Source organism: Sphingomonas sp., assembly GCF_035998645.1.
Classification (GTDB): domain Bacteria; phylum Pseudomonadota; class Alphaproteobacteria; order Sphingomonadales; family Sphingomonadaceae; genus Sphingomonas.
In genome coordinates this window covers 903,093-925,809 of sequence record NZ_DASYHL010000003.1, presented here as the reverse complement: position 1 = coordinate 925,809, position 22,717 = coordinate 903,093, and the positions used below count along the sequence as shown (strand labels likewise).

Annotated in this window: 26 protein-coding genes; 7 read left to right on the top strand and 19 right to left on the bottom strand. The window is 65.8% G+C overall.

The features are described from left to right. Positions 1-53 precede the first annotated feature (53 nt). Both lptF and lptG read left to right on the top strand, forming a co-directional pair. Positions 54-1,253, top strand: coding sequence for an LPS export ABC transporter permease LptF (gene lptF, locus VGN66_RS08355; RefSeq protein ID WP_327518375.1), 1,200 nt, complete (start codon positions 54-56; stop codon positions 1,251-1,253). Further along, complete coding sequence (gene lptG, locus VGN66_RS08350) at positions 1,250-2,353, top strand: LPS export ABC transporter permease LptG (RefSeq protein ID WP_327518374.1); 1,104 nt, start codon at positions 1,250-1,252, stop codon at positions 2,351-2,353. The genes lptF and lptG overlap by 4 nt, the downstream gene beginning before the upstream one ends. Before the next feature lie 152 nt (positions 2,354-2,505). On the opposite strand, the gene VGN66_RS08345 is transcribed toward lptG, so the two are convergent. After that, complete coding sequence (locus tag VGN66_RS08345) at positions 2,506-3,615, bottom strand: fatty acid desaturase (protein ID WP_327518373.1); 1,110 nt, start codon at positions 3,613-3,615, stop codon at positions 2,506-2,508. A 136-nt stretch (positions 3,616-3,751) separates the two neighbouring features. Here VGN66_RS08345 and VGN66_RS08340 point away from each other — a divergent pair, with 136 nt between their 5' ends. Next, the gene (locus VGN66_RS08340) at positions 3,752-4,912 is read left to right on the top strand and encodes an N-acetyltransferase (RefSeq protein WP_327518372.1); all 1,161 of its coding nucleotides are present in this window, start codon (positions 3,752-3,754) and stop codon (positions 4,910-4,912) included. 58 nt (positions 4,913-4,970) lie between these two features. On the opposite strand, the gene VGN66_RS08335 is transcribed toward VGN66_RS08340, so the two are convergent. The 7 genes from VGN66_RS08335 to glnE form a co-directional block, all read right to left on the bottom strand. Then, a complete protein-coding gene (locus VGN66_RS08335) occupies positions 4,971-5,219 on the bottom strand; it encodes a hypothetical protein (RefSeq protein ID WP_327518371.1) in 249 nt (82 codons plus the stop codon). 190 nt (positions 5,220-5,409) lie between these two features. Continuing rightward, the gene (gene xth / locus VGN66_RS08330) at positions 5,410-6,183 is read right to left on the bottom strand and encodes an exodeoxyribonuclease III (protein ID WP_327518370.1); all 774 of its coding nucleotides are present in this window, start codon (positions 6,181-6,183) and stop codon (positions 5,410-5,412) included. Between the two features lie 7 nt (positions 6,184-6,190). Then, entirely contained in the window at positions 6,191-6,532 is a 342-nt protein-coding gene (gene erpA / locus VGN66_RS08325) for an iron-sulfur cluster insertion protein ErpA (RefSeq protein WP_327518369.1), read from the bottom strand. A 103-nt stretch (positions 6,533-6,635) separates the two neighbouring features. Continuing rightward, positions 6,636-7,811, bottom strand: coding sequence for a M23 family metallopeptidase (locus VGN66_RS08320; RefSeq protein ID WP_327518368.1), 1,176 nt, complete (start codon positions 7,809-7,811; stop codon positions 6,636-6,638). A gap of 98 nt (positions 7,812-7,909) precedes the next feature. After that, the gene (locus tag VGN66_RS08315; RefSeq protein ID WP_327518367.1) at positions 7,910-8,719 is read right to left on the bottom strand and encodes a ferritin-like domain-containing protein; all 810 of its coding nucleotides are present in this window, start codon (positions 8,717-8,719) and stop codon (positions 7,910-7,912) included. Continuing rightward, on the bottom strand, positions 8,716-9,189 hold the full coding sequence (locus tag VGN66_RS08310) for a peroxiredoxin (RefSeq protein WP_327518366.1): 474 nt from the start codon (positions 9,187-9,189) through the stop codon (positions 8,716-8,718). Before VGN66_RS08310 ends, VGN66_RS08315 begins: the two co-directional genes overlap by 4 nt. A 2-nt stretch (positions 9,190-9,191) precedes the next feature. Next, positions 9,192-11,876 (bottom strand): bifunctional [glutamate--ammonia ligase]-adenylyl-L-tyrosine phosphorylase/[glutamate--ammonia-ligase] adenylyltransferase, encoded by a 2,685-nt coding sequence (glnE, locus tag VGN66_RS08305; RefSeq protein ID WP_327518365.1) that lies wholly within the window; start codon positions 11,874-11,876, stop codon positions 9,192-9,194. Between the two features lie 80 nt (positions 11,877-11,956). Between glnE and VGN66_RS08300 the strand changes: the two genes are divergently transcribed. Then, on the top strand, positions 11,957-12,157 hold the full coding sequence (locus VGN66_RS08300; RefSeq protein ID WP_327518364.1) for a hypothetical protein: 201 nt from the start codon (positions 11,957-11,959) through the stop codon (positions 12,155-12,157). Between the two features lie 20 nt (positions 12,158-12,177). On the opposite strand, the gene VGN66_RS08295 is transcribed toward VGN66_RS08300, so the two are convergent. The 3 genes from VGN66_RS08295 to VGN66_RS08285 form a co-directional block, all read right to left on the bottom strand. After that, entirely contained in the window at positions 12,178-12,792 is a 615-nt protein-coding gene (locus VGN66_RS08295; protein WP_224923489.1) for a sigma-70 family RNA polymerase sigma factor, read from the bottom strand. A 79-nt stretch (positions 12,793-12,871) separates the two neighbouring features. Further along, positions 12,872-13,012 carry a hypothetical protein gene (locus tag VGN66_RS08290; RefSeq protein ID WP_327518363.1) on the bottom strand — a complete coding sequence of 47 codons (141 nt, stop codon included), beginning with the start codon at positions 13,010-13,012 and terminating at the stop codon, positions 12,872-12,874. A 49-nt stretch (positions 13,013-13,061) separates the two neighbouring features. Continuing rightward, positions 13,062-13,868, bottom strand: coding sequence for a response regulator (locus VGN66_RS08285; protein ID WP_327518362.1), 807 nt, complete (start codon positions 13,866-13,868; stop codon positions 13,062-13,064). A 107-nt stretch (positions 13,869-13,975) separates the two neighbouring features. On the opposite strand from VGN66_RS08285, the gene VGN66_RS08280 reads away from it, so the two are divergent. From VGN66_RS08280 to VGN66_RS08270, 3 genes are all read left to right on the top strand, one after another. After that, entirely contained in the window at positions 13,976-14,287 is a 312-nt protein-coding gene (locus VGN66_RS08280) for a NepR family anti-sigma factor (protein WP_327518361.1), read from the top strand. Between the two features lie 71 nt (positions 14,288-14,358). Continuing rightward, positions 14,359-15,870 carry a sensor histidine kinase gene (locus VGN66_RS08275; RefSeq protein WP_327518360.1) on the top strand — a complete coding sequence of 504 codons (1,512 nt, stop codon included), beginning with the start codon at positions 14,359-14,361 and terminating at the stop codon, positions 15,868-15,870. A 293-nt stretch (positions 15,871-16,163) separates the two neighbouring features. Then, entirely contained in the window at positions 16,164-16,298 is a 135-nt protein-coding gene (locus VGN66_RS08270; protein WP_327518359.1) for an entericidin A/B family lipoprotein, read from the top strand. Positions 16,299-16,310: 12 nt separating this feature from the next. On the opposite strand, the gene tatC is transcribed toward VGN66_RS08270, so the two are convergent. From tatC to argS, 8 genes are read right to left on the bottom strand one after another with little or no spacing between them, the layout of a single operon-like run. Next, a complete protein-coding gene (gene tatC, locus VGN66_RS08265; protein WP_327518358.1) occupies positions 16,311-17,093 on the bottom strand; it encodes a twin-arginine translocase subunit TatC in 783 nt (260 codons plus the stop codon). Beyond that, on the bottom strand, positions 17,090-17,530 hold the full coding sequence (tatB, locus tag VGN66_RS08260) for a Sec-independent protein translocase protein TatB (RefSeq protein ID WP_327518357.1): 441 nt from the start codon (positions 17,528-17,530) through the stop codon (positions 17,090-17,092). Before tatB ends, tatC begins: the two co-directional genes overlap by 4 nt. A 47-nt stretch (positions 17,531-17,577) precedes the next feature. Further along, entirely contained in the window at positions 17,578-17,826 is a 249-nt protein-coding gene (locus VGN66_RS08255) for a twin-arginine translocase TatA/TatE family subunit (protein ID WP_327518356.1), read from the bottom strand. A gap of 28 nt (positions 17,827-17,854) precedes the next feature. Continuing rightward, on the bottom strand, positions 17,855-18,457 hold the full coding sequence (gene scpB / locus VGN66_RS08250; protein WP_327518355.1) for an SMC-Scp complex subunit ScpB: 603 nt from the start codon (positions 18,455-18,457) through the stop codon (positions 17,855-17,857). Beyond that, positions 18,454-19,185: a ScpA family protein gene (locus VGN66_RS08245; protein WP_327518354.1), complete on the bottom strand. Its 732-nt coding sequence runs from the start codon at positions 19,183-19,185 to the stop codon at positions 18,454-18,456. The genes scpB and VGN66_RS08245 overlap by 4 nt, the downstream gene beginning before the upstream one ends. After that, positions 19,182-20,183, bottom strand: a complete 1,002-nt coding sequence (nagZ, locus tag VGN66_RS08240; protein WP_327518353.1) for a beta-N-acetylhexosaminidase — start codon at positions 20,181-20,183, stop codon at positions 19,182-19,184. Before nagZ ends, VGN66_RS08245 begins: the two co-directional genes overlap by 4 nt. Positions 20,184-20,236: 53 nt before the next feature. After that, the gene (locus VGN66_RS08235; RefSeq protein WP_327518352.1) at positions 20,237-20,947 is read right to left on the bottom strand and encodes an SPOR domain-containing protein; all 711 of its coding nucleotides are present in this window, start codon (positions 20,945-20,947) and stop codon (positions 20,237-20,239) included. Continuing rightward, entirely contained in the window at positions 20,948-22,675 is a 1,728-nt protein-coding gene (gene argS, locus VGN66_RS08230) for an arginine--tRNA ligase (protein WP_327518351.1), read from the bottom strand. Positions 22,676-22,717: the final 42 nt, after the last annotated feature.

Here is a 22,717-nt window from a genome sequence, read left to right as displayed (position 1 = left end):
TTCATGCCGGGCCGGCCGGCACTTAATCTGTTTGAAGGCGCGAACCGAACCCGATGACCGCACTCGACCGGTACATGGCGCGCCTGATCGCGGTCCCGCTGATCTCCACGCTGTTGATCTCCGCGATGCTGCTGGTGCTCGACCGCATGCTGCGGCTGTTCGACTTCGTGGCAAGCGAGGGCGGGCCGGTCAGCGTGGTGTGGCAGATGCTCGCCAATCTGCTCCCCGAATATCTGGGCCTTGGCATTCCGATCGGATTGATGCTCGGCATCCTCCTCGCCTTCCGCCGCCTCGCCACCACGTCCGAACTCGACGTGCTGCGCGCCGTCGGCATGAGCTATGGGCGGATGCTGCGCGTCCCCTTCATGTACGCGCTCGCGCTAGCCGCACTGAACCTCGCGATCGTCGGCTATATCCAGCCCTATGCCCGCTACAATTATGAAGGGCTGCGGTTCGAGCTGCGCACCGGCGCGCTCGGCGCATCGATCAAGGTCGGTGAATTCACCAATATGGGCGACCGCATGACGCTGCGGATCGAGGAAAGCAAAAACGAAGGCCGCGACCTCTCCGGCATCTTCGTCAACGCCCGCGCGCCCGGCGGCGACATCGTGTCCGCGACCGCGGAAAAGGGCCAGTTCCTGCGCACCGACGATCCCGACGTCATCATCTTCCGCCTGACGAAGGGCACGCTGATCCACCAGAGCCCGAAGTTCGACGTGCCGCGCGTGCTGACGTTCGACGCGCATGACCTGCCGATCGACCTGCCCAAGTTCGAACAATTCCGGCAGCGCGGCGAACGCAATCTCGAGCTGACCCTGCCCGAACTCGCGCGGATCGGCGGCGACGACAGCAAGTCCGAAACGGAACGCGACACCAGCCGCTCCGCCTTCCACTTCCGCGTGGTCGAGGTCGCGACGATGTTCCTGCTGCCTTTGCTGGCGCTGGCGCTCGGCGTTCCGCCCAAGCGATCGACCTCCGCGCTCGGCGTATTCCTTTCGATCGTGATGATCGTCACCTATCACAAGGTCAACGAATACGCCCAGTCGATCGGCAGCCTCGGGCGGATCGACCCGCTGATCGCGCTGTGGGGGCCGTTCCTGATCTTCGCGGCGCTGGTGCTCTGGATGTACTATACGATCGCCTATGTCCCCGGCGGACAGCCGATCGGCGCGCTCGAGAAGTTCTTTGCCAAGGCGTGGAAGGGAATCGCGAAATATCTGCCCGGCCGGCGCAAGCGGAAGGTCGCGGCATGATCCACGCACTCACCGATTTCTTCCCGTCGAAAACCGTGTCGCTCTACATGGCGCGGTCGTTCCTCATCAACACCTTCGCCTTCCTGTTCGGGCTGGTGCTAATCCTCCAGACGCTCGATCTGCTCAGCGAATCCGGGCGCATTCTCGCCTATCCGGGCAATGGCGATGCGCAGGTGTGGCAATATGTCAGCCTGCGCGTGCCCCAGATCGTCGCAACCTTCCTGCCCTTCTCGGTGCTGCTCGGCACGATCATCACCTTCACCACGATGAACCAGAATAGCGAGATCATCGCGCTCAAGGCCTCGGGCCTGTCGGCGCATCAGGTGCTCGCGCCGCTGATGATCGCGGGCCTTGGCGTGGCGATCATCTCCTTCACCTTCAACGACCGGATCGTCTCGCGCGCCAGCACGACGCTCGCCGCGTGGAAGAAGGTCGATTACGGCGCCTTGCCGATCGACCGCGGCGACCGCTCCAACGTCTGGGTCCGCGACGGGACCCACCTCGTCCACGCCCAGCAGATCAAGGGCCGCGGCGATGCTGCGATCCTGGGCGGCGTCACCGTCTATGAACGCGACGGCGCGGTGCTGAAGTCGCTGGTGCGCGCAAAGATCGGGCGCCGTGAAGGCAATGGCTGGCGCGTCGAGGGGGCCGACCGGTTCGATGTCGCGACCGGCAAGCTCACCCCGCTTGGCAGCGTCGTCGTCGCGCAGGGCGTCCGCCCCGACCAGTTCACCCTGTCCAGTGTCGATGCCGAAAGCATGTCGTTCGGCGCTTTGTCCGAAGCGATCGACGACCTGCGCGCCGCCGGCCGCCCGACCAAGGCGCTTGAGGGCGCATTGTGGCACAAGCTATCCGGCCCGCTCTCCGCCGTCCTGATGCCGCTGCTCGCCGCCGTCGCCGCGTTCGGCATCGCGCGCTCGGGCAAGCTGTTCGTCCGCGCGGTGATGGGGATGGGTCTCGGCTTCCTCTACTTCGTCGCCGACAATTTCGCGCTCGCGATGGGCAATCTCGGCGCCTACCCGCCCTTCCTCGCCGCCTGGGCGCCATTCCTGCTGTTCGCGATGATCGGCGAAGCGGTGCTGCTCAAGAGCGAGGAATAACCCTCCCACTGTCGCCCCCGGCTTGACCCGGGGGTGGGCTGTCTGCCTCGTTCAAGGGAAGAGCCCCGGCCCGGGTCAAGCCCGGGCAGACGAAAAGGGCGGCAAGGCATTCGCCCGCCGCCCCGTCCATTTCGACATCGACAACCGAGCGATTAGCCCACCCGCACCTTCATCGTGCTCGCCGCCAGCCGCGCCATCAGCCCCCGCAGCGTCGGGTAGTTCGCCCCCTGATAGGTCGACTCCGCCCCCAGCGCGTCCGACAGTCGCCGGTGCGCCTCACCCAGCGAATGATAGGGCAGGCTCGGCAGCAGATGGTGGAGCGCGTGGAAGCGCAGGCCCACCGGAGCCCACAGATAGGGCAGGAATCCGCCCGGCACGTTGACGCTGTCGAGATATTGCGCGGTCACCGTCAGCGGCTCGCCTTCATTCTCCCACAGATGCGCCACCAGGGTGCGGACCTGATTGAGCACCGCAACGCCCGAGATCACGACCATATAGGTCAGGAACGCCTTGAGCGGCAGCACGCCGGTCGCAACCGTGGCGATCAGCGTCACCGCAACGACGCTCGCGCCAATCTCCTGCCAGCGCCACTGGCGGGCAAACTCGCCCTCTGGGGACTTGCGCTCGAACTTCGGATTGATCTGCAGGCCCGAATAGCGGCCGACGACAACACGGCGCAGCTTCTTCGACAGCAGCGACAATGGCCCCAGCACGCCGAAACGCAGCAGCAACCCGACCGGCATCAGCGTCGACACCAGCAGGAACACCGGCAGCGTCCACGGCTTCATCAGCGCCAGCGGCAAGTATTCGGGATCCTCCACCGTGCCATAGCGGGTGCGCGTATGGTGGATGGTATGAATCCCCTCGTACATGAAGCTCGGCAGCATCATCGGGATGCCGAGCAGCACGTTCCAGCCCACGCGGAATCCCGGCAGGAGCGAATGCTTGAGATGGGTGATCTCATGGATGAACAGGCTCGCGCGATACAGCGCCAGCACCGCCAGCACACCGCTGGCCAATGCCCAGCCCAGCGACGGCGCCAGAATCGCGCCCGCGAGCGCGGCATAGCCGACCGCAGCCGAACCGAGGAAATCGGTCCAGTAGATGCGCGGGCTCGGCGTCTGCAAATCGCGCGTCAGCTCGGCCGCGGCGCGCAGCATCGCCTTGTCATCGGCCATGCCGGACAGACGGATCTTCGCCGCCGGAACTGGCGCACCGGTCGCGCGATCCTGCGCGGCCGCATCAAGGGCAAGACTGTTCATGGGTACAGGCATTGCCAACAGATCGTGGCCATTGCGTGGCATTTCAACAGTCTCCCCATGGCATGCGTGCATCCGGTTGACTTGCACGCGCCAAGGCGTGACTGAATTGACGCAAATCAACGAAAGGTGCCATTTCGTGGCCATTGCCCCGCTCGCCATCCGCCCGGTCAACAGCAAGGCGGACAAGCGCGACTTCATCGAACTCGCATACCGCCTCAATCGCGGCGATCCGAACTGGGTGCCGCCGCTGCGCAGCGAGGTCGCCGGCGCGATCGATCCCAAGAAAAATGGCTGGTTCAGCCATGCCGAGGCGCAGCTGTTCCTTGCCGAACGCGATGGTCGCCCGGTCGGCCGCATCGCCGCGCATATCGACCGGCTCGCGCTCGAAATGCCTGCCGAGCAAGGCTTTGGCCCCGGCACCGGATTTTTCGGCCTGTTCGAGGCTGAGGACGACACGGTCGCGCGCGCGCTGATCAACACCGCTCAGGACTGGCTGCGCAAAAAGGGGATGACCCGCGTGGTCGGGCCAATCTCGCTGTCGATCTGGGAAGAACCGGGGCTGTTGATTGAGGGCCATGACCATGCGCCGACGGTCATGATGGGTCACCACAAGCCAGCCTATCGCAACTACATCGAAGATGCTGGCTTCGCGCCGGTGAAACAGCTCAAGACCTACGATCTCGACATCACCCAAGAATTCCCGCCCTTGGTCCAGCGCATCATCGCGATGGGTGAGAAGAGCGACCGCATCCGCATCCGCACCGTCGACAAATCGCGCTTCGCGGAGGAAGCTGCGCTCATCCTCGGCATCCTCAACGATGCATGGTCGGACAATTGGGGCTTTGTACCGCTGACCCCGCCCGAAATCGACGACGTCGGCAAGAAGCTCAAGCCGATCGTGTTCGAAAAGCTGATCCGCATCGCCGAATTGGACGGCGAGGCCGTCGCGTTCATGATCACCCTACCCGACCTTAACGAGGCGATCGGGCCGCTCAATGGCAACCTTTTCCCGTTCGGCTGGGCCAAATTGCTGTGGTGGCTCAATCGCGGCAAGGCGCGGACGATGCGCGTGCCGTTGATGGGCGTGCTCAAAAAGCTGCAGGGGTCGCGCATGGCGAGCCAACTCGCCTTCATGATGATCGAATATATCCGCCGCGACGCGCTAGCCGATTTCGGCGCGACCCGGGGCGAAATTGGCTGGGTGCTCGACGACAATCAGGGGATGAATGCCATCGCCGAGACGATCGAGAGCAAGGTCAACCGCGTGTACCAAATCTACGCGAAAGAACTCGGATAACCCGACCGAGAGAGAATGCGGCCCGCGGCTATAGGGGACGCCGCGGGCCGCGCCCTCGTCAGCGCTGCGGCGCGAGGGGGTCGAAATTGTCGTCCGCGATCCAGTCCGCACGGGTCTTGCAGGTCTTTCTGGCCAGGCGCGATCCGGTCGTCTTGTCCGTGACGCAGTAGCGGGTATTGGCCTTGGGCGCGGGGGCTTCAGTCGTGGAAGCAGGGTTCGACGGCGCCGGTGCCGTATCGCGGGCCATCGCGGGGACGGCGGTGACTACTGCCAGGGCTGCGGCGGCGGTGGCGATGATCTGACGCATGACTTGGTCCTCTTTGGCTTGGGGGCTGCGGGCCGGCTGGCTGCTCTGCTCTACCCGTGCCTGTGTTAGTGCATTAGTCATGCCAAACACTCGTACTCATATATTTCAATGACTTAGCTTGTCACAAATGCGACAATGCGGAAATATTTCACTGAAGATTGGGAATTCGCGCCAATAGTGCGCAATCGTTTCAGGCGCGCAACTTCACCCAAGTCGGCGCGTGGTCGCTGGCCCTTTCGCGGCCGCGATAGTCCTTGTCGACACCCGCATCGGCAAAGTGATCGGCGGCAATCGGGCTGAGCAGCAAATGGTCGATCCGGAACCCCGCATCGCGCTGCCACGCGCCCGCCTGATAGTCCCAGAAGGTCCACACGCGCCCCGCCGGGAAGCGGGTGCGCAGCGCGTCGGTCCACCCCTGGGCCAGCAGCGCGCGATATCCCTGCCGCGATTCCGGCTGCATCAGCGCATCGTCCGCCATCGCCCGGACCGAATAGACATCATCGTCATTGGGGATGACGTTGTAATCGCCCGCCAGCACCACCGGGAGCTCCTCGGCGAGCAAGTCGCGCGCATGCGCCGAGAGTCGCTCGATCCAACGCAGCTTATAGTCGAATTTCGGACCCGGAACCGGGTTGCCATTGGGCAGGTAGATCGACGCGATCACCACGCCGTTCACCTCGGCCTCGATATAGCGGCTATGCTCGTCCTCGGGCTCGCCCGCCAGCCCGCGCTGGCGCTCGATCGGATCGGTGCCCTTGGCGAGGATCGCGACGCCATTGAAGCCCTTTTGCCCGTGCCACACCGCGCCATAGCCCGCGGCGCGGATATCCGCCTCGGGAAAGCCCTCGTCCGCCGATTTCAACTCCTGCAGGCAGACCACGTCTGGCTGCTGCTCGTTCAGATATTCGATCAGGCGCGGCAGGCGCGCCTTGATCCCGTTCACATTGTAGCTGACGATCTTCAAGGCGCGATCAGACGGCGAAGCTGGTGCCGCAGCCGCAGCCCGACGCGGCAAGCGGATTGGTCACGCGAAACGCCGCGCCACCCAGCGATTCGACGTAATCCACGCTGGCGCCGCGCACCAGATCCAGGCTGATCGAATCGACCAGCAACGTCACGCCATCGGTCTGTGCGATCGCATCGTCGTCTGCTGGCGCATCGGCCAGCTCGAACTTGTACTGAAATCCAGAACACCCGCCGCCCTCGACCGACAGGCGCAGCGTTGCAGGTTTGCCCTGCTTCGCCGCAATCGCGGCAACGCGTGCGGCGGCGGCGGGGGTGAGGCCAATCTCTTGGGAAAGCGCGGTTGCCATACAGGGCAGATAGGCGCGCACGGGCTGCGCCGCAACTAAAACGGAAAAGGGCCGCCCGGTTGTCCCGGTGCGGCCCCGTCCCTCTCCTGTTATCTCGTCTGGATCAGTTGCCGCCGACTGCGGTCATCTGAAGCCGTGCTGCGCTCTGCTCAACCTGTTCGATCACGCTGGCATTCTGCATGAACGGCATCGGGTTCACCGCCTTGCCGTCGACGCGCACTTCGTAATGGAGGTGGCTGCCCGTCGAGCGGCCGGTCGAGCCCATCAGGCCGATCAGCTGGCCGCGACGCACGCGAGTGTTCGGCGCAACCAGGATCTTCGACAGATGGCCGTAACGGGTCTCGATGCCCTTGCCATGGTTGAGGGTGACGAGGTTGCCATAGCCGCCAAAGCGACCCGTGCGGCCCGTCACGCCATCGGCGGTCGCGTAGATCGGCGTGCCGACCGGACCGGGAATGTCGATGCCGGCGTGCATTGCGGCGGTGCCGTGGAACGGGTCGGAGCGGACGCCGAAGCTGCTGGTCAGCCGCATATTCTCGACCGGCTGGAGCGAGGGAATGGCGATAACCGACTGCTCGAGCACGTCGAGCTTCTGCCAGGTCTGGAACAGCGAGCGGAACTGCGCGTCGCCGCTCGCTTCGCCTGCTGCGGCAGCACCCTCGGGCGCTGCCTCGAACGGGCCGCCCATGCCGCCGCCGACATAACGCTCGGGCTGGATCCCCATCTTGCGCAGCTGCTGCTGGGTCAGATGCAGGCGGATCTGTGCGGTGCGCTGCGCCTTGGCGGCCAGTTGCGCCTGACGCGCCTCGACCTGACGCAGCGGTGCGAGAACCTCACGCGCCATCGCGCTGTCGGCATCGAACGAGACGTTCTCGATCGGCAGACCGACATCGGCGGGCGAACCCTTGCCGTTCAGAACACCGGCAATGATCTTCTGGCGCTGTTCGACGCGCGCGGCGTGGACCTTGGCGGCTTCCTTGATGGCGGCGACATCGGCTTCGAGCCGGGTCATCTCGGCGCGCATCTTTTCCATCCGCGCTTCGGGGGTCGCTGCGGTACCGGCGACGCCGGTCGCCATGATCGCGCCGAACGCGGCCTGCGACACACCATAGGCAGAAAAGGTGACGGTGATCGCGGCGACACCGGCGAGGATCGCCTGGGTCCGGCCCGCGACGCTGAAGCGCTTGAGGTCGCGACCATCATGGAAGATGAAATCACGGGTCGTGAAGAGATCGCGGAACCGCGCGACGAAATTGGCGTTGAGTGCAGTGCTGACCATGAGTCCCCGGCAACCACAGACACGCGCCATTACCCTGGCACACGCCCTTGTTTAGCAATCACGTCTGGAAGCAGCCCCTCCGCATCCGACGCATTGGGTTAGAGACTGATCGGGCCCGGCACGGCAAGGCTTTCGTAATAGTCGCGCGTCAGACCGGCTGACTCGCGCGCCGAGTCGTTGAACGGAGGCTTAACCGTTCCTCCAAAGTAACGACCGAGCAGTGCGCGCCACTCCTGACGCGAATCGATCCCCCGCGCGGTGCACAGCGATTCGAACCAGCGGGTTCCCGCCGCGACATGGACGATCTCGTCGTTAAAAATCCGGCTCAGAATCGCCGCAGTTGGCAGGTCGCCCGCCGCTTTGAACCGCGCGATCGTCGCTGGCGTCACGTCCAGCCCGCGCGCCTCCAGCACCATCGGCACGACCGCCAGCCGCGCCGCCGCATCGCCCGCCGTCGCGACCGCGGCCTCCCACAGCCCGGCATGCGCGGGCATTTCGCCATAATGGCTGCCCAGCTGTTTGAGCCGCCGGTCGAGCAGCGCGAAATGCATCGCCTCATCCGCGCCGACCTTCATCCAATCGTCGGTAAAGGCGCGCGGAAACTGCCCGCCGAACCGCCCGACCATGTCGAAGGCAAGGTCGATCGCGACGAATTCGATATGCGCCAGCGCATGGATCAGCGCGATCCGCCCATGCGCCGACCCCTTGCCGCGCTTGGGCATGCGATTGGGCGGGAGCAATTCCGGGATAGCCGGACGCGCAGGCTCGTCGGGCATTGCCACGTCGAACGCGAAGTCCAGCCGTCCCAGCCGCCACTCCCGTGCAGCACGCCGCGCGGCGGCGACCTTCGCCAGCGGATCGGCGGCAGCGAGCACCGCCCGCGCCGCCCCGGCTACCGTCTGGGTCACGCGCCCTGGAGCTCCTTCGCGGCCTCCAGCACTTCGATCACATGGCCTGGCACGCGTACCTTCCGCCACGCGCGGACCAGCGCGCCATCGGCGTCGAACAGGAAGGTTGACCGGTCGATCCCCATATATTTCTTGCCGTACATCGACTTCTCGACCCACGACCCGAACGCCTCCAGCGCCTTGCCATCGGGGTCCGTCGCGAGCGGGACGGTCAGGTCATATTTGGTGACAAACTTCTGATGCTTGATCGTGCCGTCGCGCGACACGCCGAGCAGGCGGACGCCCAGCGCATCGAACTGGCTCTTGAACGCGCTGAAATCCTGCGCTTCGCGGGTACAGCCGGCGGTGTCGTCCTTGGGGTAGAAATAGAGCACCAGCGGCGCCCCCATCATCCCGTCCAGCCGAAAGCCATTGCCGTCGAGATCGATCAGCTCGACCGCCGGAATCTTGTCGCCTTCCTCAATCCGCATCGTCAGCTCCCTTGCGCCTGCGCCGCCGCGACCCAGGCCGTGGCGACCTCCTGCCGATGCTGGTCGAGCGACGCAACCACATCATGCCATTCCGCCGCACCGACCGCGTGCGCGACCATCGCGCGCGTGGCCTCGCCCGGCGGCTGGGCATCGGGCGCCACCAGCCGCAGCGTCACCAGCAGGCGCGTGAGGAAATCATGCGCCGGCCCGATCGTCTCGGGCAACAGCCCCTGCCCCGCCAGCGCATCGACCGCCGCGCGCAACCCTGACGAGAAGCCGGTGCGGTGCACCAGCTGGAGCGTGTGGACCGCGAATTCCAGGTCAACCAGACCACCCGGCAACAGCTTCGCGTCAAGCGGCCCCTTGGGCGGCTTGTGCGCCGCCATATCGGCACGCATCTTCGCCGCCTCCGCCGCGATATCGCGCTGCGGCCGGTCGCCCGACAGCACGCCAGCGATCACCGCCGCCACCGCCTCACGCCCCGCCGCCGATCCGAACACGGTGCGCGCGCGGGTCAGCGCCATATGCTCCCACGTCCATGCTTCTTCGCGCTGGTACCGGGCAAACCCGTCGAGCGAGACCACCAGCGGCCCCTGCGCTCCCGACGGACGCAGCCTTGTGTCGACCTCATACAGCGCCCCCGCCGCCGTCGCGACCGACAGCGCCGCGATCACGCGCTGCGCAAGTCGGTTATAATAGGTAACTGCGCCCAACGGCTTTTCGCCGTCGGACTCGGCAAGGTGATCGCCGGTGAACAGGAAGATGAGGTCGAGGTCGCTGGCATGGGTGAGTGCCCCGCCACCGAAGCGCCCCAGCGCGAGGATCACCAGTTCGCTATCCGGCACGCTCCCATGCCGCACCGCGAACTCCGCGACCGTCGCCTCGGCCAGCACCGCCAGCGCGGCCTCCGCCACGCGCGCATAACCGGCCGAGACATCGAGCGGGTCGCTCGCCCCCGCCACAATCTGCGCGCCCAGCGCAAAGCGCTTCTCGCCGACGATCTGGCGAACATGGTCGAGCAGCCGCTGATAATCGTCCCCCGCCTCACGCCGCGCCATGTCCCCGGCCAGTTCCGCGACCGACCCCACCGGCGCCAGCGCACTCGCATCGATCAGCCCGTCGAGCAGATCGACCCGCCGGGCCAGCGCATCCGCCAGCGTCGGCGCGTGGCTCAGAATCGTGCCCAGCAGCCGTGCGAGCGTCGGTCGCGCCTCAAGCAGATGGAACAGGTTGAGCGCGGTCGGCAGCCGCGAGAGGATCGTGTCGAGCCGCGCCAGCGCCGCGCCAGGATCGGGCGACTTGCCGATCGCGGCAATCAGCGGAGGCAGTGCCGCCTCCATCGCCGCCTGTGCCGGGGGGCTCCGCAGCGCGGCATAGCGTCCGCTGCGCCATCCCTCGATCAGCCGCGTCGCGCCTGCGGGATCGGCAAATCCGGCTTCGGCCAGCCCCGCCTCGGCCACCGCCGCCCCCGTCGCACCACGCCCGCCCTCATCACCGTCAAGCGCATCGTAGATCCGCCCGACGGCCTCGACATGCGGGCGCAACAGGTCGAGCAGGTCGCCGCCACCAGCGAGCCCGTGCAACCGCGCGACCGCATCCAGCGCCTCGCCATTTGGCAAGGTGTGGGTCTGGCGATCGTCGATCATCTGCACGCGGTGCTCGATCGTCCGGAACAGGATATACGCCTCGCGCAGTTGCGCCGCCGCACCCGCATCGATTCGCCCCGCCGCCGCCAGCGCCGCGAGGGCGTCGAGCGTCGCCGGCACCCGCAGCGCGGGATCGCGCCCGCCATGGATCAGCTGGTGGATCTGGGCGAAGAACTCGACCTCGCGAATGCCGCCGCGCCCGCGCTTGAGGTCGAACCCCGGCCCGAACGCCTGGCCCTGCGCATGATGGTCGCGAATGCGGCGGGAAATGCCGCGGATCTCGCGGATCGTCCCATAGTCGATCGCGCGCCGCCATACGAACGGGCGGATCGTATCGAGAAACTCCTGCCCCAGCGTGCAGTCCCCCGCCGCCGCGCGCGCGCGGATGAACGCCGCACGCTCCCATGGCAGCGCCTGCGATTCATAATAGCTGATCGCCGCCTCGGCCGGCAGCACGATCGGCGTCACCTCGGGCGAAGGGCGCAGGCGCAGGTCGATCCGCAGCACATAGCCATCGGCATCGCGCGCCTGCAGGATTTCCACCACGCGCCGCCCGATCCGTACCGCCGCCTCTTCCACCGCATCGCGCTCGCGGTGCGGCAGCGTCGCGGGATCGAAGATCAAAATCGGGTCGATGTCGGACGAGTAGTTGAGCTCATGGCTACCCTGTTTGCCCAGCGCGATCGCGGCGAGCCCGCGCGGCTCGGCCCCCGGCACCCGCTCGACGATCGCCCCCCTGATCGCAGCGTCCAGCGCATAATCGGCGAAATCCGACAGCGCGCGCGTCACCGTGACGAAATCGAGCTGCCCCGAAAGGTCGCCGATCGCCGCCGCCAGCGCCAGCCGCCGCCGCTCGAAACGCAGCCGCCGGGGCAGCGGCATGGTGGGATCATCGATCCGCGCCGCGCTAAGGGGATCGCGCGCCGCATTTGCGATGTCGGCGATCAACGCCGGCTCGCGCTCGATCAGGTGGGACAGGAACGGCGCATAGCGCGCGGCGCGTGCGATCGCGTCGTCAATCTCGGTATCGGATCCAGCCATGCGATTATCGTTTCGGCTGGTGATCAGACAGTTTCTGACCTGTCAAGCAACAAATTGCGAAAGGAGACGTTCTGTATCGCATGGGTTCAAAAGCACCTCGATCGCCCTCAGGGCAACGCGATAGCGGCTATTGGGTTGAAGCGCCACGCACGACCGACGCGATCGGCTTCGCGCTGCGCGACACCTATGCCGACGACCGCGACCTGCCCGACGATATGCGCGAGTTGCTGAGTCAGCTTAGCCGGGCAGATCAACACGGCGGGCGCGACAGCCACGGTTGATTGCTACGAACGCAACCGCGTCAGTCGCGGCTGAGTTCGTCCACCTCGTCCATGATCGTGTCGAGCGCGCTGCGCCCATCGCTCACGCTGTCCGCGCGCGACGGCAGGGTGCCGCCGTTCATCAACGCCTCGAGCGCAACGCGACCACGCGCAACGCGGCTCTTGATCGTACCGACAGCGACGCCGCAAATCTCGGCCGCTTCCTCATAGGCAAAGCCGCCCGCCCCGACCAGAATCAGCGCCTCGCGCTGTGGCTGCGGCAAGTGCAGCAAGGCGCGCTGCATATCCGCCAGCTCGACATGGCGATCCTGACTCGCCGGCGCGGCGAGGATGCGATCGGCAACCAGATCGTCCCACTCACCCTTGAAGCGGGCGCGGCGCATCTGGCTGAGATACAGGTTGCGCAGGATGATGAAGGTCCATGCGCGCATGTTCGTCCCGGCCTGGAACCGCTGACGCGCGGCCCATGCCTTCATCAGCGTTTCCTGAACCAGATCATCGGCAAGATCGCGGCTGCCCGACAGCGAGCGGCCAAACGCACGCAAATGCGGAATCACGACCGCGAGTTGCTTTTTGAACTCGGGGTCGGAGAGCGCAACATGCTCCACTTGCGTGTAATCGTCGGTGTCGCTCATTGGAATCCGTTCGTCTGGCGCAGCGTTCTGCTGCACCTCTAAAGATAGCCCTGTCGGCCCAATCTACCAACCCGGCCGATTAAATCAGCAGGAAGATCGCAAAGATGATCACGATCAGCGTCAGCGAGATGGCGAGGATGTAGCGGGTCATATGCGGGGTCGCCCCGGCACGCGCGCTATCAGTGTCGATATGAATGGGGGGGTCGTTTTGGTCAGCCATGACCCCACAACCCCCCAGAACCGTTTTAGGTCCGTAAGAAATGGAACTATCAGGTCGCCGGCACGGTCGCCTGATCGAAGAACAGCGCCTGGCTGATCGCCGCCTTCACCGTCGAACGCTGGAACGGCTTGGTGATCAGGAAGGTCGGCTCAGGCCGCTCGCCGGTCAGCAGGCGCTCCGGGAAGGCGGTGATGAAGATCACCGGCACGTTGAACTGCGCCAGGATATCCTTGACCGCATCGATGCCCGAGCTGTCATCGGCGAGCTGGATATCGGCAAGCACCAGACCCGGACGATCCTCCATCGCCAGCGCAACGGCTTCGTCGCGCGTGACGGCGACACCGGTCACGTCATGCCCCTGATCGCGAACGATCGTTTCCAGGTCCATCGCGATCAGCGGCTCGTCTTCGATAATCAGAACGCGCGCACGCGTCTGACGCTCGATCTCCGACAGCGCCTCCGACACCAGATCCTCGACCGAATCAGCGGATTCATCGAGCAGATAAGCGGTGTCCTCGCTGGTGAACCCCTCCATTGCGGTCAGCAGCAATGCCTGACGCGAGCGCGGTGCAAGGCGAGCGAGGCGGGCGCGCGCAATCGCTTCATTCTCATGCGGAACCCCGACATCGCCGGGGTCGCGGTCGGCGTCAGGATGGGTCGAGCCCCAGATCGCCTGAAACGTACGATACAGCCCCAATCGCGGATCGACCGAGCGCGGAAATTCTTCAGGCGCAGCGACAATCGCTTCAAGCGTGGCGCGCACATAACGATCGCCTTCGGTCTGGCTTCCGGTGAGCGCGCGACCATAGCGACGTAGAAACGGGAGGTGAGGCGCGAGCTGCTGTCCAAGCGACATGGGAACATATTCTCCTTCGGCGATACCGGCTGTATCGCCACGGTATCGGTGCATTACAAGACGTATGCTGATCCAAAGGAAGCCCCTCCCCGGATTTCGCATCGCCTGTGGAACAAACGAGCTTGGGATTGGTTTCATCCCCGCTGTACGATCTGGACATCGGACAGTTGGCGACTTGCAGCCGCGTATATTTTTGTGCATCCGCCCATTTCCCGGGCAATCAGGGGGACGAGGTGTTTTCGGCCGACGATAAAAGTAAAACACCGCCGCGAACCAGCGGCGATCAACCGCCGCGCAAAAGCGGGGCGGCGCCGCAGGCTGATCGCAATATCGGCGATGCGCTGCGTCGCGTGTATCAGGATGCCGCTGGTGAGGACGTTCCCGACGACCTGCTCGACCTGCTCCGCAAGCTCGACTGATCTCCGCGCCGATGGACGGGGATGAGCTGAAGCGTCGAAACGGCGCTGGCCCCGTGGCCGCAATTGCGCGAATGCCGACTGGGGCCAAGGTGTTCCTGATCCTCAGCGGCGCGTTGCTGCCGCTTGCGCTGATCGCCTTTCTCGCGTCGCTTCAAACCACCCGGATTGCGGATCAGGAAGTCCGAGCCCGGTTGCGCATTGCCATCAGCGAGGCCGCCCGCTCGTTGCGTGGCGAACTCGCATGGGAGCTGCGCGAGGTGCGCAGTGCCCTCCCCACCACGCCGGACCAAGCGCCCAATTGCGGGCGACTCGCCGGCCTCTTCGAACCGCAAGCGGCGGAGGGGATCCGCTATGCCGTGCTCGACCCGGCCAAGCGTCTGGTGTGCGGCCAGCCACTTCCCTCAGTCGCGACGCCTGTCGATGGCGCCGAAACCTCACCGATCCGCCTGCTCCCAGGTACCGGCGCACAGCTGGAGGTCACTGGCCCAACGGGACACACCGCCCGCGCGTTTTTCCCCACCCGCTTCCTCGCCGAATCGGCGGCCCCCACCGGAATGGCGGGCGACTTCGCGCTGGTCCTGATCGCCGCAGACCGGTCGGTGGTGCTGCGCGAACTCGACGCATCCGGCCCGCTCGCCCGGGCCGAGACTCAGATCGTCGATCTGGATATCGAGGATCTGCAACTGCAGATGACCGTGCCGAGCGCACCGGTGACGTCCTCCGCCGTCATTGCCGCCCTCTCACCCTTCCTGATGTGGTTCCTGGCCGCCGCGATCGCCTGGTTCGTGGTCGACCGGCTGCTGATCCGTCCGCTGCGACAGCTACGCACGACGGTCGAGGCGTATCAGCCCGGCGAAATGATTGATCCGATCGCGGGCAGCGACATCCCAGCGCAGGAGATTCGTGCGCTCGGCGATACCTTCCGCGAATTGAGCCAGACGGTGCAGCTCCATGAACGCGATCTCGCCGAAGGCCTGTCGCGCCAGACCAAGCTGACGCGCGAGGTGCATCACCGGGTCAAGAACAACCTTCAGGTCATCGCCAGCCTGATCAACTTCCACGCGCGCGTCGCAGTCGAGCCGGGCGCACTCGAAGCCTATGCCTCGATCCAGCGCCGCGTCGATGCGCTTGCGGTCGTTCACCGCCACCATTATGCCGGGTTCGAAGATACCCGCGGGATCGAGATCCGCTCGGTCATCGGCGAACTCGCCTCCAACATCCGCGCCACCGCGCCTGAGCGCAACGCGGTCGGCATCATGCTGAATATCGAACCGCTGCTGGTGTCACAGGACGCTGCAGTCGCGGTCTCGTTCCTGATCACCGAGATCGTCGAGCTGGCAATGCTGGCGTCGCCGGGTGCGCAGATCAATATCTCGACCCAGACCGACGCGGCCAAGCCCGACAGCGCGACGCTGCGCATCAGCTCCGCCGCGCTGGCCGACTCTCCCGAATTCGCCTCGCTGTACGAGCATCGCTACGGACGCGTGATCGGCGGGCTGGTCCGCCAGCTGCGCTCGCAATTGCATCATGATCCGCTGATCGGCGCATTCGAACTCACCATCGCGATCACCGGCCGCACCTAAACGCGCCCGCACGGCGGCACCGAACGGCCGGCCAAAAAAAAACCCGAAAAAAATTCACGCGCTTTGGAACCCCGGATCAGGTTCGACGTTTTTTACTTCGGATAGTGACCTTTTGCCCCCCCGCTCTCGCTATCCACGACACAGGCCCGGAAGCGTCTACCCCTCCCCCCCCCGGTGACGCTTCCGGGCCTTATTCGTCTCAGCGACGACTCCCATCTCATTCAAATCACACGCGGAACGAAGTCGCGTGCCGGGCATTTCTCCTTCGCACGAATGCGAAACGGAGAATTACCATGCGCAAGATTTTGACGATGGCGATACTCGCCGGTGGCCTCGCCCTTTCGGCCTGCAACACGGTCGAAGGACTGGGTCGTGACGTAGAGTCGGCTGGCGACACGGTCGCCAAGACCGCCGAAGACGCCAAATAAGCGACTTTTGCGCTATTCCCCTGCGGCGGCTTCGGCCGCCGTTTCTTTTTCACGGCGCTTGCGCGTGAACCAGATCGCGACCAGCGACAGGAAATACAGCCCGCACAGCGGCCCCGCGAGCAGCAGCTGCGACCCGATATCCGGCGGCGTCAGCACTGCAGCGATGGCAAAGGCAGCGACTACCGCATAGCGCCACGCGCTCTTCAGCTGCTCATACGTCACGATCCCCGCGCGCTCGAGCAGCATCAGCAGCACCGGCAGCAGGAACGAGATGCCGAACGCAAAAATGAACTGCATCACGAAGTCGAGATAATTGCCGACCGCCGGCAACGCTTCCTGCGTTACCCCGCCGCCCAGATCGCCCTCCAGCCCGAGCAGGAAGTTGAGAGCGACAGGAATCGCGAAATAATAGGCCAGCGCCGCCCCCGATACGAACAACACCGGCGTCGCCAGCAGGAAGGGCAGCAGTGCGCGCTTTTCCTTGCGATACAGGCCGGGTGCGACAAACTGCCACAGCTGGTTGGCGATGATCGGGAAGGAGAACATCAACGCCCCGAAAAACCCGACCTTGATCTGCACCATGAAGGCTTCGAAAATCTGGGTGAAAATCAGCTTGTCCTGCCCCGCCGCCGCCAGCGGATGGACCAGAAACCCAAAGATCGGCTTGGCGAAGTAGAAACAGACGCCAAAGGTCAGCACCAGCGCCACGACGCAGTAGAGCAACCGCCGACGCAGCTCGATCAGATGGTCGAGCAGCGGCGCTTCGCTATTGGCGAGTTCGTCGGTGTCGCTCACGACTCCGCCTTCTTCTTGCGTGGTGCGCGCGGCTTGCGCGTCGGTTCGACAGGGGTATCGAGCGCCGCATCGGCAGGCTCGGCCTTCAGCGCCGGGGGCTCGACCATCGCCGGCGGCGCGTCATCGTCCGGCCCAGCGATATTCGCCGGAGTCGCCCCTTGCGGATTGGGGTCATAGACCGGCCCCGTCAGCATCTTTTCGGGCGGATGCTCGCGCATGATCCGCGCATTTTCCTCCGCCCATTTCTTTTCCATCTCGGCGAGCTCGGACTCGCGGACCATCGTGTCCAGCCCGCTGCGGAACTGGCTCGCGACGCGGCGCGCCTTGCCGACCCAGTGGCCGACAAAGCGCATCGCCTTTGGCAAGTCCTTCGGCCCGATGACCAGCAGGGCGACGATGCCCACCACCAGAAATTCGGGTGCGTTGAAATCGAGCATCGATCAGCCGGTCCGCAAGGCCGCGGCAAAGCGCCGCAGCGGAAATATCAGCGCTCGTCCTGCGCCGGACGCGCTTCAGCCGCAGTGTTCTGCGCCTGGGGCTGCGGATCGACAACCCGCTTCGCCTCGATCTCGGCGGGCTTGGCGGGGGCCTCGTCGTCCTCGGCCATGCCCTTCTTGAACTGCTTGATGCCCTTGGCGACGTCACCCATCATGTTCGAGAAGCGGCTGCCCCCGAACAGAAGTATTACGAGGACACCGACGATCAGCCAATGCACCAGACTCATGCTACCCATCGGAACTCTCCGTTGATTCTGCGCCTATCTAGTCGTCTTCGTCCGGGGTTTCTACCGCTTCCCCGCCACCGGCTTCCGAATGTGCGGCTTCAAACGCCAAATCGACCGGATCGAGCAGCCCGGCGGCGCGCAGATCGTCGATTCCGGGCAGGTCGCGGCGGCTCGCCAGCCCGAAATGGCTGAGGAACTCGGGCGTCGTCGCATACATCAGCGGTCGTCCCGGCACCTCGCGCCGCCCCGCCGGGCGGATCCACCCGGCCTCCATCAGCACGTCGAGCGTACCCTTACTGATCTGAACCCCGCGAATCGCCTCAATCTCCGCGCGCGTCACCGGCTCGTGATAGGCGATGATCGCCAGCGTCTCGATCCCGGCGCGGCTCAGCTTGCGGCTGTCCTCGCGGTCGCGGCGCAGGAAATTGGCGAGGTCCGGCGCAGTCTGGAAATGCCACCGCCCGCCGCGCTCGACCAGCTCGACCCCGCGCCCGGCATAATGCTCCGCCAGCGCCGCCAGCGCCGCCGCGATATCCGCTTCATCCCCGACATAGGCGCGCAGGTCCGCCAGCGTCAGCGGCTGTTCCGCCGCAAACAGCACCGCCTCGACCGCGCGCATCGTTTCATCGGGCGGCGTCATGCCTCGATCCCCCGCAGATACAACGGCGCAAACGCCGACTTCTGGCGGATCTCGACCCGTCCCTGCTTCGCCAGCTCCAGCGCCGCGACGAACGAGCTGGCCAGCGCTGACTTGCGATAGGAACCGCTGGCATCCTCGGGCAGGAAACTCTCAATCGTGCTCCACTCGACCCGCTGCCCGATCAGCTCGGAAACGCGGTGGATCGCATCCTCCAGCGTCATCACCGGGCGCACCGCGACGATGTGCATCACCGGCCGCGTGCGCGCGCTGATCTGGCCATAGGCGGAGATCAGGTCATAGATTTCGGCCTGCCAGCGCGATTTGCGCACCGTCTTCAACCCCTCGGGCGCGCCGCGCGTGAACACGTCGCGCCCCAGCCGATCCCGCGCCACCAGCCGCGCCCCCGCCTCGCGCATCGCCGCCAGCCGCTCCAGCCGCAATTGCAGCCGCAGCGCCATTTCCTCCGGGCTCGGCTCGATCTCCGGATCGCGCGGCAGCAGCAGCGCCGATTTGAGATAGGCGAGCCACGCCGCCATCACCAGATAATCAGCGGCCAGTTCCAGCCGCAGCTCGCGCGCCTCGTTCACATAGGTGAGATACTGGTCGACCAGCTGCAGGATCGACAGCTGCCGCAGATCGACCTTCTGGCTCCGCGCCAGCGCCAGCAACAGGTCGAGCGGCCCTTCCCAGCCGTCGATGTCGATGGTGAGGGGCGCGGGATCGCTCATGCCAGCGCCAGCAATGCCTCCCGCTTGGCGACCAGCGCGTCGATCTCGCCCGCCTCGAGCCGCACGCTTGCCATCGCCCGCTCCAGCCGCGCCAGCGTCACCGGCGGCGCGTCGCTCAGGCGCCCGACAATCTCTTCCATCTCGCCCATCCGCGCCCAGCAATCGAGCACGACGTCGCACCCTGCCGCAATCGCCTGCGCCGCCTTCTCGCCCGCCGTGCCGGTCAGCGCCTTCATGTCGATATCGTCGGTCATCAGCAGGCCGTCGAAGCCGATCCGCCCGCGGATCACGTCGCGGATCACGGTGGGCGACAGCGTCGCCGGGTGCTCCGCGTCCCACGCCTTGAACACGACGTGGCAGGTCATCGCCATCGGCGCATCCTTGAGCGTGCGGAACGGCTCGATATCCCGCTCCAGCGCCGCATCATCGGCATCGACCACCGGCAGCTCATAATGGCTGTCGACCACACCGCGGCCATGCCCCGGCATATGCTTGACCACGCCGACCACCCCGCCCTTCGCCATCCCGTCGAGCATCGCGCGGCCCAGCGCCGCCACCCGCATCGGATCACTCCCGAACGTCCGCCCGCCCACTGCCGGCGTCGTCTCCGGCATGCGCACGTCGAGCAACGGCGCGCAGTTCACATTGACCCCGACCTCGGCCAGCATCAGCGCCAGCGCCTGTCCGTTCGCCCGCGCCGCCTCGATCGCCGATGACGGCGCGACCTCATACAGCGCATCAAACGCAGGTCCGGCGGGAAAGGCTGGCCATTCCGGCGGCGCCATCCGCGCGACGCGCCCGCCCTCCTGATCGATCAGGATCGGCACATCGTCACGGCCGGACAGGTCGCGCAAGCTGTCGGTGAGCGCGCGCATCTGCGCCCGATCGACGCAGTTGCGCCCGAACAGGATATAGCCAAGCGGATCCGCGTCGCGGAAAAACGCGGCTTCGTCGGCGGTAAGGACAGGGCCGGACAGGCCGAAAATGACAGGCTTCATGGCGCGGTTAGAACAGGGGCGCGACCAAGATTCCAGAGGCGCGCTCTAAAAAATCATCCCCCCGCCAGGAAACACGCCTCGCCCGCCGCCTTCAGCTTGCCGCACAGCTCGCGCGCCTGCCCGTTGCTGCCGGCATTCACGCGGAGCCGGTAGAACGTCTTGCCGTTCACATCCGCCTTGGCGATCCCCTTGCCCAGCGGGGCGAGGTAGGAAAACCGCTTCGCCAACCGCGTCCACGCCACATTCGCTTCCGCCTCACTGGGGAAAGAGCCGAGCTGGATCGTCGCGCTGCCCGCCGACGGCCCGGGCGCAGCCTGCGTCGGTGCAGCAGCCTTGGGCACTGACCCGCTCTGGATCGGCGCGACAACGCGGCTCGCGCCCTTGACCGGGGCCGGGCTCGCCTTGGGCGCGGCCTTGCCATCCACCGGAGTCTCCGGCACCGCCGAAACATCGACCGAGCCGTTGGTGGTCGCGCCCTCGCTCGCGGCGAAGACGGTGTCGCCCTCGCCCTCGACCTTCATCCCGCCCGGTTCGTCGGGCTTGACCTTGTAGCTGCCTTCCTGCGCGTTGATCAGCGCGCCGGTGCCCTCGCCCGTCACCGTGCGCTGATACCACCACCAGCCAAACAGCGCGGCGGCGATGATCGCCAGCCCGACCAGTACCAGCAGGATGATGCGCAGCGCCGACGGCCCCTCGCGATATTCATCCTCGACCGTCTCCAGCCACGGCAGCCGGTCGTCATTATAGTCCTCACCCGCGTTCATTCAGCTCAGCTCCTGAACGGCCTCGACCCCCATGATGTTGAGGCCGTTGCGCACAACCTGCCCGATCGCGTCGGCGAGGGAAAGCCGCGCGCGGGTCAGCGGCACATTGTCGGGCAGGATGAAGCGGCGCGACGGATCGTCATTGCCCATATTCCACCAGGCGTGGAATTCGGCGGCCAAGTCATAGAGATAAAAGGCAATCCGATGCGGCTCACGCGCCGCCGCTGCGCCCTCGACCACGCGCGGATACTGCGCGGCGAGCTTCACCAGCGCCAGCTCGCGTGTATCAAGCAGGGACAGGTCGGCATCTCCCGACAGGTCCAGCCCCGCGTCCGCCGCGCGCCGGTGCAGCGAAGCGACCCGCGCATGGGCATATTGGACATAGAAAACCGGGTTGTCCTTCGACGCCTCGACCACCTTGGCAAAGTCGAAATCCATCTGCGCATCGGCCTTGCGCGTCAGCATGGTGAAGCGGACCACGTCCTTGCCCACTTCCTGCACCACATCCGCCAGCGTGACGAAATTGCCCGAGCGCTTGGACATCTTCACCGGCTCGCCCGCGCGCAACAGGCGCACCATTTGGACCAGCTTGACGTCGAACCGCGTCTTCCCCTCGGTCAGTGCGGTCACCGCGGCGACGATCCGCTTGACCGTCCCGGCATGGTCCGCGCCCCAGATGTCGATCAGCTGGTCGGCCGATTGCGCCTTCTGGAAATGATACGCCATGTCCGCACCGAAATAGGTCCATTGCCCGTTCGACTTCTTGATCGGGCGATCCTGATCGTCGCCGAACTTGGTCGAGCGGAACAGCGGCAGCTCGACCGGCTCCCAGTCATCGGGCAACTCGCCCTTGGGCGCTTCCAGCACGCCGTCATAGATCAGGTCGCGCGCACGCAGCCACGCCTCGGCCTCTTCGGGCTTCCCCGCCGCCTGCAGCTCCGCCTCGGACGAGAACAGATTGTGGTGGATGCCGAGCAACGCGAGGTCGCTACGGATCATCACCAGCATGTCGGCGACGGCTTCCTTGCGGAACAGCGCCAGCCATTCGCTCTCGTCCTTGCCGATGAAAGCATCACCATGCTCGCGCGCCAGCCGCTCGCCAACGGGCATGAGATAGTCGCCCGGATACAGCCCCTCGGGGATCTCGATCGTCTCGCCCAGCGCCTCGCGGTACCGCAGATGCGCCGACCGCGCGAGGACATCGACCTGCCCGCCCGCGTCGTTGACATAATATTCGCGGATTACCTTGTGCCCGACCGCTTCGAGCAGGCTGGCGAGCGCATCGCCCACCACCGCGCCCCGGCAATGGCCCATATGCATGGGGCCGGTCGGGTTGGCGGAGACATATTCGATGTTCACGGTGACGCCCGCGCCACCCTGCGACCGGCCATAGGCATCGCCCGCCGCATGGATCGCGGCCAGCTCGTCGCGCCAGGTGCCATCGGTCAGACTCATATTGATGAAGCCCGGCCCGGCGACCGACACCGAAGACACCGCGTCGATCTTCTCCAGCTCGGCCGCGATCTTCTCGGCCAGCGCGCGCGGATTGGTCCCGGCCGGCTTGGCCAGCACCATCGCGGCGTTGGTCGCCAGGTCGCCATGCGTCACGTCACGCGGCGGCTCCACCGTCACCGCGCGTCGCTCCAGCCCAGCCGGCAGGTCACCGGATGCGACCAGGGCATCCAGCGCGGCGTCGAGATGGGCAGCGAAACGGGGATAGAGCGTCATGTGCAGGTCCGATGGTTTCAGGAGGCGGACCCTCTAGCGCAG